This window comes from Polaribacter sp. Asnod6-C07, assembly GCF_045063625.1.
Taxonomy (GTDB): domain Bacteria; phylum Bacteroidota; class Bacteroidia; order Flavobacteriales; family Flavobacteriaceae; genus Polaribacter; species Polaribacter vadi_A.
In genome coordinates, this window is record NZ_JBEFOF010000005.1 from 1,592,644 (window position 1) to 1,606,858 (window position 14,215).

13 protein-coding genes are annotated in these 14,215 nt (G+C 29.1%); 8 read left to right on the forward strand and 5 right to left on the reverse strand.

Translation table 11 applies throughout. The annotated features are described in order from the left end of the window. Nucleotides 1-19 precede the first annotated feature (19 nt). Nucleotides 20-1,075: an endonuclease/exonuclease/phosphatase family protein gene (locus ACJJVK_RS06765; protein WP_405564463.1), complete on the reverse strand. Its 1,056-nt coding sequence runs from the start codon at nt 1,073-1,075 to the stop codon at nt 20-22. A gap of 146 nt (nt 1,076-1,221) precedes the next feature. Here ACJJVK_RS06765 and ACJJVK_RS06770 point away from each other — a divergent pair, with 146 nt between their 5' ends. The 7 genes from ACJJVK_RS06770 to truB all read left to right on the forward strand — a co-directional run bounded on the left by ACJJVK_RS06770 (nt 1,222) and on the right by truB (nt 8,729). Beyond that, nucleotides 1,222-4,029 carry a carboxypeptidase-like regulatory domain-containing protein gene (locus tag ACJJVK_RS06770; protein ID WP_405564466.1) on the forward strand — a complete coding sequence of 936 codons (2,808 nt, stop codon included), beginning with the start codon at nt 1,222-1,224 and terminating at the stop codon, nt 4,027-4,029. 34 nt (nt 4,030-4,063) lie between these two features. Beyond that, the gene (locus ACJJVK_RS06775; protein WP_405564469.1) at nt 4,064-5,503 is read left to right on the forward strand and encodes a DUF5689 domain-containing protein; all 1,440 of its coding nucleotides are present in this window, start codon (nt 4,064-4,066) and stop codon (nt 5,501-5,503) included. Between the two features lie 67 nt (nt 5,504-5,570). Beyond that, the gene (gene mce / locus ACJJVK_RS06780; protein ID WP_405564471.1) at nt 5,571-5,972 is read left to right on the forward strand and encodes a methylmalonyl-CoA epimerase; all 402 of its coding nucleotides are present in this window, start codon (nt 5,571-5,573) and stop codon (nt 5,970-5,972) included. Between the two features lie 73 nt (nt 5,973-6,045). Then, the gene (locus ACJJVK_RS06785; RefSeq protein ID WP_215994120.1) at nt 6,046-6,924 is read left to right on the forward strand and encodes an ABC transporter permease; all 879 of its coding nucleotides are present in this window, start codon (nt 6,046-6,048) and stop codon (nt 6,922-6,924) included. 4 nt (nt 6,925-6,928) lie between these two features. Then, the gene (locus tag ACJJVK_RS06790) at nt 6,929-7,171 is read left to right on the forward strand and encodes a DUF3098 domain-containing protein (protein ID WP_215994121.1); all 243 of its coding nucleotides are present in this window, start codon (nt 6,929-6,931) and stop codon (nt 7,169-7,171) included. A gap of 3 nt (nt 7,172-7,174) precedes the next feature. Further along, the gene (locus ACJJVK_RS06795) at nt 7,175-7,969 is read left to right on the forward strand and encodes an undecaprenyl-diphosphate phosphatase (protein ID WP_215994122.1); all 795 of its coding nucleotides are present in this window, start codon (nt 7,175-7,177) and stop codon (nt 7,967-7,969) included. A 64-nt stretch (nt 7,970-8,033) separates the two neighbouring features. Continuing rightward, on the forward strand, nt 8,034-8,729 hold the full coding sequence (gene truB / locus ACJJVK_RS06800) for a tRNA pseudouridine(55) synthase TruB (protein ID WP_405564476.1): 696 nt from the start codon (nt 8,034-8,036) through the stop codon (nt 8,727-8,729). A 4-nt stretch (nt 8,730-8,733) separates the two neighbouring features. On the opposite strand, the gene ACJJVK_RS06805 is transcribed toward truB, so the two are convergent. The 3 genes from ACJJVK_RS06805 to ACJJVK_RS06815 all read right to left on the reverse strand — a co-directional run bounded on the left by ACJJVK_RS06805 (nt 8,734) and on the right by ACJJVK_RS06815 (nt 10,815). Continuing rightward, nucleotides 8,734-9,348, reverse strand: a complete 615-nt coding sequence (locus ACJJVK_RS06805; protein ID WP_405564478.1) for a MarC family protein — start codon at nt 9,346-9,348, stop codon at nt 8,734-8,736. A gap of 1 nt (nt 9,349) precedes the next feature. After that, nucleotides 9,350-9,859: a DUF3124 domain-containing protein gene (locus ACJJVK_RS06810; protein WP_405564481.1), complete on the reverse strand. Its 510-nt coding sequence runs from the start codon at nt 9,857-9,859 to the stop codon at nt 9,350-9,352. A gap of 92 nt (nt 9,860-9,951) precedes the next feature. Continuing rightward, the gene (locus ACJJVK_RS06815) at nt 9,952-10,815 is read right to left on the reverse strand and encodes an RNA polymerase sigma factor RpoD/SigA (RefSeq protein ID WP_405564483.1); all 864 of its coding nucleotides are present in this window, start codon (nt 10,813-10,815) and stop codon (nt 9,952-9,954) included. Nucleotides 10,816-11,199: 384 nt separating this feature from the next. On the opposite strand from ACJJVK_RS06815, the gene ACJJVK_RS06820 reads away from it, so the two are divergent. Then, nucleotides 11,200-11,691, forward strand: coding sequence for a hypothetical protein (locus ACJJVK_RS06820; protein ID WP_405564486.1), 492 nt, complete (start codon nt 11,200-11,202; stop codon nt 11,689-11,691). Between the two features lie 82 nt (nt 11,692-11,773). On the opposite strand, the gene ACJJVK_RS06825 is transcribed toward ACJJVK_RS06820, so the two are convergent. Beyond that, complete coding sequence (locus ACJJVK_RS06825; RefSeq protein ID WP_405564488.1) at nt 11,774-14,164, reverse strand: TonB-dependent receptor; 2,391 nt, start codon at nt 14,162-14,164, stop codon at nt 11,774-11,776. Nucleotides 14,165-14,215 lie beyond the last annotated feature (51 nt).

The window sequence follows — 14,215 nt, forward strand, 5'->3', positions numbered from 1 at the left end:
ATAAAGAGTAAATTTTCTATTACTTTTTCTCTTTAATCAAATACATATATACAGGAAAATGATCAGAATAACCACCAGTATAACTTCCGTTAGAAAAACTTCTGAAAGGGTAACCTTTATATTGACCTTTTTTACCACTTAAAAAACGTTTATTAAAAATTTTTGCTTGAAACATTTTGTAATCAGAAAAATCTTTTTCGCCTTTATCTAAAAGAGGAGAAGAAATTAAAATCATATCAAAAAGATTTAAATTATCTCTATATGCTAAAGTATTAAAACCTCTTCTATGTAATTCTTCATAAGGATTATAAATATCTAAAGAGTCTACATTTTTCTTTTTAGCTTTTGTTTTTAAAACTTTTTTAAAACTAGAATTTATTGGGTCGTCATTAAAATCTCCCATAATTATAATTTTTGCATTTGGGTCTTTTTCACGTACTTGCGCAATAATTTTAGTATTTTGAAACGCTGCTTTTTCACGTAAAGGTCTACTTTTTGCTTCACCACCACTTCTAGAAGGCCAATGGTTTACAATAACATGAATAAGTTCATCATCTAAATAACCAGAAACTAATAATTGATCTCTTGTATAAACAGGAAAATTATTTCTGTAAATTTTAGGGTTAAAAGCTTCGTGAAAAACAGGTTTAAAATATCTTTTTTGATATAATAAAGCTACATCAATTCCACGTTTGTCTGGCGAATCGTAATGTATAATGCCATATCCTTTTTTTCTTAAACGTTCAGATTTTACTAAATCTTCTAAAACACTTAGGTTTTCTACTTCAGAAACACCTATAATAGCAGGGCTAGTTTTTGCTTTATCTGCACCAATTTGTACTATAACAGAACCTAATTTGTCAATCTTGTCCCAATATACTTTAGATCGGTTTGCTTTTAATTCCATCATTGGGCTAGCTTCATCATTAATAGTAGTATCATTAATGGTATCAAAAAGATTTTCTAAATTATAGAAAGCAAGTGTTCTAATATTGTATTGTTTCCCTTTACTTTGAGAAAAAGAAATAGAAACAGTTAAAAAAAGAATTGCAATAAAAGATAAATATTTATTCATTATGGTTATATTTAGATTTGCAAATTTATGAAACAAATTTTAAGCCAAAAATTATATAATGTTATGTTAACATTAGAATTTCTTAAAATTTCTTAAATTTACACCCGTTTTTAACAAAAAAAATAACGAAATATAATCAAACATTTATGAAAAAAAATATTTTATCAATATTTATGTCATTATTCTTGCTTTGCGGAATAAATGCACAGAATATTGTAAAAGGAGTTGTTGCAGATAGCGATTCCGAAAATCCTCTAGCTAGTGTTTTGGTAAGCGTTATAAATACTAATTATAATCAAGAAACTGGTTCTGATGGTGTATTTGTAATAAAAAGCATACCAAATGGAACTTATATCTTAGAGGTAAAATTATTAGGTTATGAAACTCAAAATTTTCCTATAGAACTAAATGGCAAAACAATAGATTTAGGGAGTATTCTACTATATAAAGATATTACTGTAGATCAAGATTTAAGTTTAATTACCATCACAGACGATGAATTAAATGATGATGCAAGTGCTGCAGATAATATTTCTGGTTTATTACAAGCTTCTAGAGATCTTTATTTAAGAACTGCAGCTTATGAATTTAGTTCTTCATTTTTTAGAATTAAAGGTTTAGATTCAGAAAATGGTAAAGTGCTTATAAACGGTTTAGATATGAATAAGCTCTATAGTGGAAGACCACAATGGAGTAACTGGGGTGGTTTAAACGATGTTTTAAGAAATCAAGAATTTAGCAATGGTTTAACACCTTCTGCATATACATTTGGTGGTGTGTTAGGTTCTACAAATATAAATGTTAGAGCAGCAGAACAAAGAGCAGGTACAAGAGTTTCTTATTCTTCATCTAACAGAAGTTATGCTCACAGACTTATGGTTACTCATTCTTCTGGTTTGTCTCAAGATGGCTGGGCTTATACAGTTGCAGCAAGTAGAAGATCTGCTTTAGAAGGTTTTGTAGATGGTACAAGTTATAATGCAATTTCTATGTTTGCATCCGTAGAAAAGAAATTCAATGAAAAACATAGTATCAATTTTACTTCTATAAGTGCTTTTAATAGAAGAGGTAAATCAGCTCCGCAAACACAAGAAGTTTTTGATTTAAAAGGTATCGCATACAATTCGTACTGGGGATATCAAAATGGACAAATGAGAAACTCTCGTATAAAAGAGGTTTTTGAACCAATTTTAATGTTGAATCATTATTGGACTTTAAGTGATAAAACATCTATAAATACAAATGTTTCTTATCAATTTGGTAGAACTGGTAATAGTAGAATAGATAATAATGGAACTAGAGTAGATGGAACTGCTGTTGATGGTAATGGAAACCCATATATTGTAAATCTTGGTGCATCTAATCCAGATCCTACATATTACCAAAAATTACCAAGTTACGGTTTAAGACAAGGTTATTCTAATATTTACGGTATTCAACAAAACTTTTTAAATGATGGTCAATTAGATTGGAATAGTTTATATAATGCTAATTTAAACCCTGCAAATGGTGGGAATTCTTCTTATGTATTATATGAAGACAGAAATGATGATAAGCAACTAACAATTAATAGTATTCTTGCACACGAAGTTTCTGATAACGTTACTATAAATGGAAGGTTACAATACACACAATTAAAATCTGAAAACTTTGCAGAAGTAATCGATTTATTAGGTGGTACAGGTTATTTAGATGCAGATTCTTTTGCAGATACTTTCGATGAGAAACAGAATGATTTATTAAACCCTTTAAATGTTGTAGGAGAAGGAGATAAATTTAAATACAACTTCGATTTAAACTCAAGTGTAATTGATGGTTTTGTTCAAGGGCAATTTAAATATAATAAAGTAGATTTTTATTTAGCTGCAAATGTATCAAGAACTACACACCAAAGAGAAGGGTTATTCCAAAATGGAGGTTTTGCAGACAATTCTTTAGGTAAATCTGATGAATTATCTTTTTCTAATTACGGAGCAAAAGGAGGTTTTACCTATAAATTTACAGGGCGTCATTTACTTGATTTTAATGCAGGTTATTTAACAAAAGCACCTAATTTAAGAAACTCATTTTCTAACTCAAGAGAAAATAATAGCACTGTAGATAATTTAACAAGCGAAAAAGTACTTGCTACAGATATTAGTTACATTTTTAGGGGGCCAATTATTCAAGCTAAATTAACAGGTTATTATATTAAATCCCAAGATGCAACAGAAATTTCTTTTTTCTTTGCTGATGGAATTGGAGGAGACAATACAGCCTTTGTACAAGAAGTTTTATCAGGTATTGATAAGAAGAATTTTGGAGCAGAATTTGGTATAGAAGCACAAGTTACACCAACTATTAAATTAAAAGCAGCAGGTAATATTGGTCAGTATACTTATGATAATAATCCAAATTTATACTTAACTACAGAAAACAATACTCGTTCTCAAGAAGCAGGTTTTGTAGATGGTCGTAAAGATTTTGGTGAAGCCAATCTTAAAAATTACAAATTAGCAGCTGGTCCACAAACAGCTTATTCAGTTGGTTTTGAATATAGAGATCCAGATTATTGGTTTGTAGGTGCAACTGCAAACTTTTTCGATAATGTTTATGTAGATATAGCTCCTTTAACAAGAACATCTAACTTTGCAGATGATGGAGGAGTTCCTTTTAACGATTATGATGAAGATATTGCTAGAGAATTGTTACAACAAGAAAAGTTTGATAATTATATGGTAGTAAATATGATTGGTGGTAAATCTTGGAAAATAGGTAATCAATACATTAGCCTTTTTGCTAGTATTGGTAATATTTTTAACACTGAGTACAAATCAGGTGGTTTTGAGCAAGGTAGAAATGCAAATTATAGAGAACTAAAAGCAGATAAAGAATTAGATACACCTGTTTTTGGAAACAAATATTGGTTTGGTAGAGGAACAAATTACTTCTTAAACTTAAGCTACAGATTTTAAATAAAAAATAAAAAAATAATTAATAAATACAATTATGAAAACAAATAAAATTTACGGCTTTTTATCATTAATAATGGTGGCCTTAACAATATTTTCTTGTGTAGAAGATGGCGATTTTGCAGTGCCAAACGTATCTGTAGTAGAACCAGATATTACAGTTAATTCTTCAGTTTTAGCCATTCAAACAGCGTTACAACAAGAGTACAACTCTACAGGAGATATTACATATACTTTTTATGAAAATGAAGACAACCCTACTTATGTAGAAGCTTATGTTGTTTCTAGTGATGCAACAGGTAATTTTTACAAAAAGTTAATTGTACAAGACAATCCAGAAAACCCAACAGCAGGTATAGAAATTGTATTAAACCAAACTTCATTAGGTGAAACTTACGAAGTAGGTAGAAAAATTTATATTAAATTAGATGGTTTATCTGTTTCTTATGATGATGGAGAAAGCGCTAGTTGGATAGACCCAACAAACGACGTTTTGGGTAAATACGTTTTAGGTGTTTTAGCAGGTGATCAAGTAGATGATATACCATCAACAGAAATTGAAAACCATATTTGGAGATCTGCTACAACAGTAGATATTGTGCCAACTTCAATTCAATTAGCAGATATTACAGATGCACACATAAATACAATGATTCAATTACCTTCTGCTCAATTTTTAAAATCTGATGTAGCTAAAACTTTTGCTGGCGAATCTAGTGACGAGTATGATGGTTTTAGAACTATTTTTGAGTGCGATACAGAAGCTACAATTCAACTACAAACAAGTACTTTTGCTAGTTTTAAATCGAATTTAGTACCTCAAGGTAAAGGTTCTTTTACAGGAGTTTTATCTAAAGATTATGCATCTGAATTTTTAGTAGCTGTTGTAAATAAACCATCTGATATGGATTTTACAGATGATGCTAGATGTGATCCTCCAGTTTTAGAATGTACAGGTACTGTTGGTGGTAGTACAATTTTATTAGAAGAAGATTTTGAAAGCATTTCTTCTGCAACTGCTTTAACTGCTGCAGGATGGACAAATGTAAACGTAAATGGAGGTAGTACTCTTTATTCTTCTACAAGTTTTAGTGGTAACAGATATGTGCAAATAAGTGCATATAATAGTGATGAGTCTCCTTTAGAAGTTTGGTTAGTTACGCCAGAAGTAGATTTAGATTCAACAACTGATGAAGAGTTAACATTTGAAACAAATACAGGTTATGATAATGGTGCTGCACTTACAGCATTTGTTTCTTCAGATTTTACAGGAGATGTAACAACAGCAACTTGGTTAAAAGTTGATGCAGATTTATCTTCAGGACCAACTTCTGGTTATAATTCTTTTTCTAGTTCAGGTTCTATAAACATATCTTGTTTAACTGGTAAATTACATGTTGCCTTTAGATATGTTGGTGCAGATAATGGAGTTACAACTACTTTTCAAGTAGATAATGTAAAAATTTCAGGAAACTAATCCTTTAGTTTTTTTAAAATAATAAAGAACCAGTAATTAAGTTTACTGGTTTTTTTATTTTTACAAAATGGATAAAATAGAACATATAGGGATTGCTGTAAAAGATTTAGAGAAATCAAATCTGCTATTTGCAGCGCTTTTTGGTGAAAAGCATTATAAAACAGAAGAAGTTTTATCAGAAGGCGTAAAAACCTCTTTCTTTAAAACAGGTCCTAATAAAATAGAGTTGTTACAGGCAACGAATGCAGAAAGTCCTATTGCAAAATTTATCGATAAAAAAGGAGAAGGAATTCATCATATAGCTTTTGCAGTAAACGATATTGTTTCAGAAATAAAAAGATTAAAAAACGAAGGTTTTATCATCTTAAACGAAACTCCCAAAAAAGGTGCAGACAACAAATTAGTTGCTTTTTTGCATCCAAAAAGTACAAATGGAGTTCTTATAGAATTGTGCCAAGAAATCAATTAGTTAAAATACTGCAAACTCTTACTATCAACTGAAACGTAATTATTATCTTGCAACGATTTTTAACAGTTAATTAATGTCATCAAAATTTGACTCTTATCAAAAAAGACGCTTAACATCTTCTTACATTTCAGTTGTAATTAGTATTGCCTTGGTGCTTTTTATGGTAGGTGTTCTAGGGTTGATATTACTAAAATCTACAAAAGCTGCTAACTACGTTAAAGAAAAAGTAGCAATTACACTTTTTATAAAAGATAACGTAACTCAAAAACAAATAAAAACCTTTAGAGAATCTCTATTAACAGAAGAATTCACAAAAAAGGCAATTTATACAAGCAAAGCACAAGCAGCAAAAAAATATAGCGAAGAAATTGGTGAAGATTTTTTAGAGTTTTTAGGAGAAAATCCTTTAAAAAACGGAATAGATATTTACTTAAAAGCAGATTTTGTTACTCCAGAAAAAATTACAGAGTTAGAACAAAGATTTTCTAAAAATGCCTTTGTTGCTGATGTTTCTTACGATAAACCTTTAATTAATTTGTTAACTAAAAACATCAATAGAATTAGTTTTTGGCTTTTAGTTTTAAGCGGATTTTTTAGCTTAATTGCAATGATATTAATTAACAGTTCAATTAGATTATCAATTTATTCGAAACGATTTAATATTAAAACCATGCAAATGGTGGGTGCAACCAAAAGTTTTATTCGCAGACCATTTATTTGGAGAAGCATAAAATTAGGTATGATTGGGGCAATTATAGCTTTAGCAGGTTTAGGAGTTGTTGTTTATTATTTAGATAAATACATACCAAGTTTACAGTTTTTAGAAGATTATATTACTTTAGGATATATTGCAGTAGGTGTGCTTTTATCAGCATTTATAATAACTTGGATTAGTACATTTTTTGCAACACAACGTTTTCTGAATCTAAAAACAGACGAACTTTATTATTAAAAATATGAAAAAAGAAATCAATCAAGATCAAGAATTTTTATTCGGCAAAAAGAACTATATCATTATGCTTATAGGTATTGTTTTTATTACTTTAGGTTTTATTTTTATGTCTGGTGGAGGTAGTGATGATCCTAACGTTTTCAATGAAGAAATATACAATTGGCAACGAATTCGTTTAGCGCCAACTTTAGTAATTATAGGCCTTGGAATAGAAATTTATGCAATATTAGTAGACCCAAAAAAATAAGCTATGGATGTTTTAGAAGCAATAATTCTTGGAGTTATCCAAGGGTTAACAGAATTTTTACCAGTATCATCTAGTGGTCATTTAGAATTAGCAAAAGCTATTTTAGGTGATACATCAGTACCAGAAGAAAGTTTAACCTTTACAGTAGTTTTGCATTTTGCTACAGCATTAAGTACTTTGGTTATCTTTAGAAAAGAAGTGGCAGAAATTTTTAAAGGATTATTCCAATTTAAATGGAATGATGAGTTAAAGTTTTCTTTAAAAATCATAATTTCTATGATTCCTGCAGTTATTGTGGGTTTACTTTTTGAAGAGCAATTAGAGTCTTTTTTTGGTGGTAAAATATTATTAGTAGGTGTAATGTTGTTAGTTACAGCTTTACTTTTATTACTTGCAGACAAGGCAAAAAACACCAATAAAGAAGTGTCTTTTGTAAATTCTGTTATAATAGGTGTTTCTCAAGCAATTGCAATGTTGCCAGGTATTTCTAGATCTGGTGCAACTATTTCTACTTCAGTTTTATTAGGTATAGACAGAACTAGAGCAGCAAAATTTTCATTTTTAATGGTTGTTCCTTTAATTTTTGGAAAGATTGGTAAAGATGTTTTAAGTGGCGATTTGAATTTCCAATCATCAGAAATGTTACCAATTTCAGCAGGTTTTATAGCTGCATTTTTAGCAGGTATTTTAGCATGTAAATGGATGATTGCTTTGGTTAAGAAAAGTAAATTATCTTACTTTTCAATTTACTGTGCAGTAGTTGGTGTAATTGCCATTGGTTATGCACTTTTTAACTAATTTAGGTTGATGTTCATTTAGTGCTAAACTGATTATCCAAAGTAAGAAACGCTTTATTTTTTAAATGATAAGAACAGAAGATGATTTTAAAAACGGTCAAGTTTTATTGGTTGATAAACCTTTAACTTGGTCCTCTTTTCAAGTTGTAAATAAATTACGTTGGCATATTAAGCAACGCTTTAATATCAAAAAAATAAAAGTGGGTCATGCAGGTACTTTAGATCCGCTTGCGACTGGTTTATTAATAATTTGTACTGGTAAGCAAACTAAAGAAATCAATACGTATCAAGGTCAAATAAAAGAATATACAGGTACAATTACTTTAGGTGCAACAACACCAAGTTACGATTTAGAAACTGAGGTTAACGAGACTTTTGCAATAGAACATATTACAGAATCTTTATTAAAAGAAACTACTCAACAATTTATTGGTAATATTCAGCAGAAACCACCAATTTTTTCAGCAATTAAAAAAGACGGAAAGCGTTTATACGAATTGGCTAGAAAAGGAGAAACTACAGAAATTAAATCTAGAGAAATAACTATTTCAGAATTCGAAATTACTAATATTGATTTACCAAATGTAGATTTTAGAGTGGTTTGTAGTAAAGGAACTTACATTCGTTCTTTAGCTTACGATTTTGGGAAAGCACTAAATTCTGGCGGACATTTATCAGCCTTAAGAAGAACTAAAATTGGTGATTTTTCAGTTGATGATGCAGTTTCTATAGCGCAATTTATAGAAGAATTAGCGCATTAAAATACTACTGTAAATTCGAAAAGTAGCTCGTAATTCCAGTTAAAATACTTTGTACAGCATAAGAAGCTAAAATTAAACCCATAATTTTACTGATTACTGTAATTCCGTAACTACCAATTCTTTTTTGCAAGAGATTTGCACCCAAAAGAATAATACAAGTTAAGCCAATAACTAATAGAACAATTCCTGTAGTAATAATTTGTTGTTGTATAGAATATAAATGATTATCCGTCATTAAAACAACAGCCATAATTGCTCCAGGAGAAGCTATTGATGGTATTGCAATAGGAAAAATAGTAACGTGTTTATAATCGGTAATACGATTTTTTTCTAGTTCAGGTTTGCCATCACCAAAAATCATTGTTAATGCAAATAAGAATAAAATTACACCACCAGAAATCTGAAAAGCATCTAAAGAAACAGACATACCTTCTAGAATCAGTTGCCCAATTACAATAAAAAATAAAAGAATTAAAAACGCCATTACAGAAGCACGAATAGCAATTTTTTTCTTGTATTTTAAATCAAATTCTTTGGTAGCTTCTAGGTAAACAGGTACACTACCTATAGGATCTATAACAGCAAATACAAAAAAGATAGTGGTTAAAATTTCAGCCATATTACTGAATTCGTTTTGCTTGTGTTGTAAAAGATAACCCTTGTTGACTCATTGTTGATGTCATTACTGCTTCAAAAATAGGTTCTGGTGTGTTTTTTTGCTTTTTCCACTCAAAAATAAAATTAGAACCAGTACCACCAGTTACGTCTTTTTCTCCAATTATGATTTCTGTGGTTTCTAATGGAGCAATAAAAATAGGATAATCAAAATATTTTCGAATCGATTTGCCTTCAGTATCAAAATACTCGGCTTTTAAGAGATAAATGGTATCTAAATCGCTTGTATTTCTTATGCTTATCATCGATGTTAAACTTATTTTTTTACTATCAGTAAAACTATAAATTTCAGAATAAATAGAAAGGTAAGATTTTCCATATTCTAAAGAATCGTTTAAAACATGATTTATTTTTCGCTTCGACCAGTTTTCTGAATTTAAAGTATCGATTCCGTTTTTCTTTTCACAATTAAAAATCAGGAATATTAAAACTAATACAAGATATTTTGGTTTCATAAAGTTAATATTTTCAAATTTCTAACAATTTAATTTCTATAAACAAATATATTGTATTTTACTTAGATATTTTTTGGTTGCTTACTTTTTGTCTACCCTAAATAATAACGTAAAACCTCTGTTTTATATTTGTTTTTCAAACGTTTAATAGCTCTTTGTTTTACTTGTCTTACACGTTCTCTAGTTAAATCGAATGTTTCTCCAATTTCACTTAAACTAGTAGGTTTGTAGTTGCCTAAACCAAAAAACATTTTAATTACCTTAGCTTCTTTTTGAGTAAGTATATTTAAAGCCCTTTCAATATCTGTATTTAAAGACTCTTTCATTAACTTTTTATCGGGTCTTGGAAACTCATTTGTCTTTAAAACATTATATAAATTTGTATCTTCACCATCTTTAAAAGGCGCATCCATAGAAAGGTGTTTGCCAGAATTTTTCATAGATTGTGCAACACTACTTACAGTAGTATCTAACTCATTTGCAATCTCTACATAAGTTGGTATTCTTTCGTTTTGTTGTTCTAATTTTGAGTATACTTTTTTAATTTTACTAATGCTACCAATTTTATTTAAAGGCAAACGCACAATTCTAGATTGTTCTGCTAAAGCAGACATAATCGATTGACGAATCCACCAAACTGCATAAGAAATAAATTTAAAACCTCTTGTTTCATCAAAACGTTTGGCTGCTTTTACAAGACCTAAATTGCCTTCATTAATTAAATCAGACAATTTTAAACCTTGTCCTTGGTATTGTTTTGCAACAGAAACTACAAAACGTAAATTTGCTTTTACCAATTTATCTAAAGCTCTGCCATCTCCTTTTTTTATTTTTAAAGCCAATTCAACTTCTTCATCAGCCGTAATTAAGCCTATTTTACTAATTTCTTGAAAATATTTTTCTAAGGATTTTTCATCACGATTGGTTACTTGTTTTGCAATTTTAAGTTGTCTCATAAATAAGATTTTTTTTGATGTTTGAAAGGTGAAATTTTAAAATAGGTTGTAACAATTAAACTTGTTAGTAAAGTTTATGAATTGTAACTAATGATGTAGAATGTAGAAAAACTAGAAAACAAAATTTGAAGAGAAATCAGTAGCATTTCTATTATTTATAATGATGCTTTGCTGATGTAATTTTAATTTTTTCATAGATCTCGAAATTACATAAAATAAGCCGATTTTACTAAGAAAACAGGTTTTTTTGTTCGTTTTTAATCAGTTTTTATTGAAAAATGATGAATTTTAGTTTTTTTTGATTGGGTTAACAATCAAATCATTTGCGCTAAAATTAAGTTTGTTTATGCTTTAATTTTGTATAGAATAAAAACGATAGCAACAATGAAATCTAAATATAAAATTAAAATATTATTAGCAGCTGTATTACTTATTAGTTCTTGTAATTTTAAAAATGAAGAAAAAACGGATTTAAAAAGTAATTCTGATGTTGTTTACATAGAATTAGATAATGGTGATACTGAAATTATCAGAAAAAATTACGAAGATGGCTTTGTTTTTGAGAATTGGAACGCATATAACATGGCAAATGCTCAGTTATTAAGTATGGAAAATGATGAGTTTAAAATATCTAAAAATAGAATTATTTATTTAAAAAAGTTTGTGAATAATCTCTCAGAAACTATACCAAGTTGGTTGCAAACCAATGAAGTGCAAGAAGAAATAAATGATGTAGAAAAAGAATTCACTGTTTTAATTGATGAGTTAAACGAATCTACTCAACAAATAAGAGCCAATTGTAAAGAGTTAAATAAAGAATTTAAAGACTTAAGAAAAGATATTAATGAAAGAGTAGAAGATTATACAAATAGCTAATTTTTTTTAACTGAAAAAGAAAATTAAAAAGCCGTTTCAAAAAATTTTGAAACGGCTTTTATATTTTTAAAAAAGTTTTTACCTAAAAACGAAGAGTAGCCCCAATTAAAAAGTTTCTAGTAGCTTGTGGAAAGTAACCTGCATAATCAACTGTAGTTGTAACACCAGCAACAGACCAATCATCATCGTAAATACCATAATAACCTCTATCTACATATTCTGTGTCAAAAATATTATTTACTAAAGCTGTTAACGTAATTGATTTAAAGATTTTATTCGGTTTTATTTGATAAACAATGTTTAAATCGCTTGTAAAAAATGAGTCTAAAACATCATTTTCAGAAATAGCACTACTAAAGTTGCTCATAAACTGTTTGCCTACAAATTTTGATAAAAATGAGATTTGTAAATTTTCTGTAGGATTATAGTTCAACATATTACCAACAACAACATCAGGCGAAAATGAAATGTCTGTATTACCTAATGCAGTAGGATTTTCGTTTCCATCTCTAGTAACAAAGAAATCTCTGTTTTTATTAGAACTAAAAGCAGCATTTGGTTTTATAGAAAATTTATTAGAGATTTTAATATCTGCATCAATTTCTAAACCTAATCTGTAACTACTACCAGAAGTAGCTCTAATAGGCGCTCCAACATCATCTAAAGCACCAGTTAAAACTAACTGATTTTTATAATCCATATAGTAGATATTAGTGTTTAGTTTAATAGTTGGTTTGTTTAAACGCCATCCAAATTCTAAATCGTTTAACCTTTCAGGAGTTGTAACATCACCTTCAAAATCGTTTCTATTTGGCTCTCTGTTTGCTACAGCAAAAGAAGTGTATAGTTTATTACTATTGTTAATTTTATAGGTTAATCCGAATTTAGGATTAAAAAAACTAAAACTAGCATCTACATCTATAGGATCTCTATCAGAAGTTAAACCTGCAGTTTCGTAATTTACAAATCTACCTTGTAAATCTGCATAACCAGCAAGGTTTTCGCTAATATCAAAAGTAGCTTTTGTAAATACAGAAAAATCTGTTTTTTTAGCATCAGAAAAATAATAACGATCTCTGATATTTGCATTTTCAGATAATTCTTTTGCCCAAATAACTTCACCAAAATGATCTCCAGTATAATTAGAATACGAAATTCCTGAAATTAAATTTAAGTGATCAGTTTTATAATTTGTATTAAAATTTACAACATAAAAATCATTTTCTAGCCAGCGTCTTCTAATTACATCTGTAATTGGTACAACTTCACCCCAATCATTAATATAAGAATCTGTAGCAACAACAATACCATCATATAAATCTATTTCATCTGTATCGTCTTCAAACTGCTCAAAAAAACCAGATCCTTTTGTATAATTTAATCCTAAGTTTGTAGACCAACTGTCGTTTAATTTTTCATTCCAGTGTAATTGATAATGATTTTGACCATAATCATCTACTTCATTATCATAAGTGTACGGATTTTGTCTTCTGTCTGCAGCTAATTCATCCGCAGTTAAACCATACCAAGCTTGGTAGGTTTTTTCTTTTCCGCCAAAAGTAATCGCTTTAATTAATGTATTTTCATCTGTAAAACTACCTTGTAAATAGTAAGATTTTAAATCTGATGTAGCTCTATCAATATAACCATCAGAAGAAATATTAGATAAACGTCCTGCAATTTCTATATGATCGTTAATTTTTCCAGTACTAAATTTTACAGTATGTTTTCTGGTGTTGTAAGAACCAAAAGAATTAGAGATTTCTCCAAAAGCTTCGTCTGAAACTGCATCTGTTAAAATATTTAAACTTGCACCAAAAGCTCCAGAACCATTGGTTGATGTACCTACACCTCTTTGCAGTTGTAAGTTTTGAGTTGATGAAGCAAAATCACCCAAATTAACCCAAAAAGTTCCATGACTTTCTGCATCATTATAAGGAATTCCGTTTACAGTAACGTTAATTCTTTCTCCATTAGAACCACGAACGCTCATATAAGTATAACCCACACCTGCACCAGCATCTGAAGAAGAAACCACAGAAGGCATATAGTTTAATAGAATAGGTATGTCTTGCCCTAAATTACGTTTTGCAATTTCTTTTTTTGATAAATTAGAGAAGGTTACTGGCACATCTGTATTTGCACGAACTGCAGATACTAAAACTTCTTCCAAAACAGTTTCATCTTGTTTTAAAATGATGTCATAAGCTTCATTTTGGTTGATGATAATTTTATCAGAAATCGTTTTGTAGCCTAAAAAAGAAACTTCTAAAGTATACGTTCCTTTTGCTAATTTTAAACTAAAATTACCATCAAAATCTGTTGATGTTCCTAGTTTCTTTTCTTTAACTAAAATAGATGCTCCAGCTAAAGGTTTTTTGTTTTCGTCGTAAACAGTTCCTTTTACAGTAAACGATTGGGCGTTTGCAATAATACTTGCAAACAAGAATAAAAAAAAGGTAATTTTTTTCATTTTAAAAAATTTAAAACGAATAAAAAGAGGTAATTATTCTTGTGTTTAATA

What these genes read in the sequence shown, in the direction of transcription:
- ACJJVK_RS06785 (WP_215994120.1), top strand. Translation starts at nt 6,046, where the DNA reads ATGTCATCAAAATTTGACTCTTATCAAAAAAGACGCTTAACATCTTCT.
- ACJJVK_RS06810 (WP_405564481.1), bottom strand. Translation starts at nt 9,859, where the DNA reads ATGAAACCAAAATATCTTGTATTAGTTTTAATATTCCTGATTTTTAAT.
- mce (WP_405564471.1), top strand. Translation starts at nt 5,571, where the DNA reads ATGGATAAAATAGAACATATAGGGATTGCTGTAAAAGATTTAGAGAAA.
- ACJJVK_RS06770 (WP_405564466.1), top strand. Translation starts at nt 1,222, where the DNA reads ATGAAAAAAAATATTTTATCAATATTTATGTCATTATTCTTGCTTTGC.
- ACJJVK_RS06820 (WP_405564486.1), top strand. Translation starts at nt 11,200, where the DNA reads ATGAAATCTAAATATAAAATTAAAATATTATTAGCAGCTGTATTACTT.
- ACJJVK_RS06795 (WP_215994122.1), top strand. Translation starts at nt 7,175, where the DNA reads ATGGATGTTTTAGAAGCAATAATTCTTGGAGTTATCCAAGGGTTAACA.
- ACJJVK_RS06805 (WP_405564478.1), bottom strand. Translation starts at nt 9,348, where the DNA reads ATGGCTGAAATTTTAACCACTATCTTTTTTGTATTTGCTGTTATAGAT.
- ACJJVK_RS06815 (WP_405564483.1), bottom strand. Translation starts at nt 10,815, where the DNA reads ATGAGACAACTTAAAATTGCAAAACAAGTAACCAATCGTGATGAAAAA.
- ACJJVK_RS06775 (WP_405564469.1), top strand. Translation starts at nt 4,064, where the DNA reads ATGAAAACAAATAAAATTTACGGCTTTTTATCATTAATAATGGTGGCC.
- ACJJVK_RS06790 (WP_215994121.1), top strand. Translation starts at nt 6,929, where the DNA reads ATGAAAAAAGAAATCAATCAAGATCAAGAATTTTTATTCGGCAAAAAG.
- ACJJVK_RS06825 (WP_405564488.1), bottom strand. Translation starts at nt 14,164, where the DNA reads ATGAAAAAAATTACCTTTTTTTTATTCTTGTTTGCAAGTATTATTGCA.
- ACJJVK_RS06765 (WP_405564463.1), bottom strand. Translation starts at nt 1,075, where the DNA reads ATGAATAAATATTTATCTTTTATTGCAATTCTTTTTTTAACTGTTTCT.
- truB (WP_405564476.1), top strand. Translation starts at nt 8,034, where the DNA reads ATGATAAGAACAGAAGATGATTTTAAAAACGGTCAAGTTTTATTGGTT.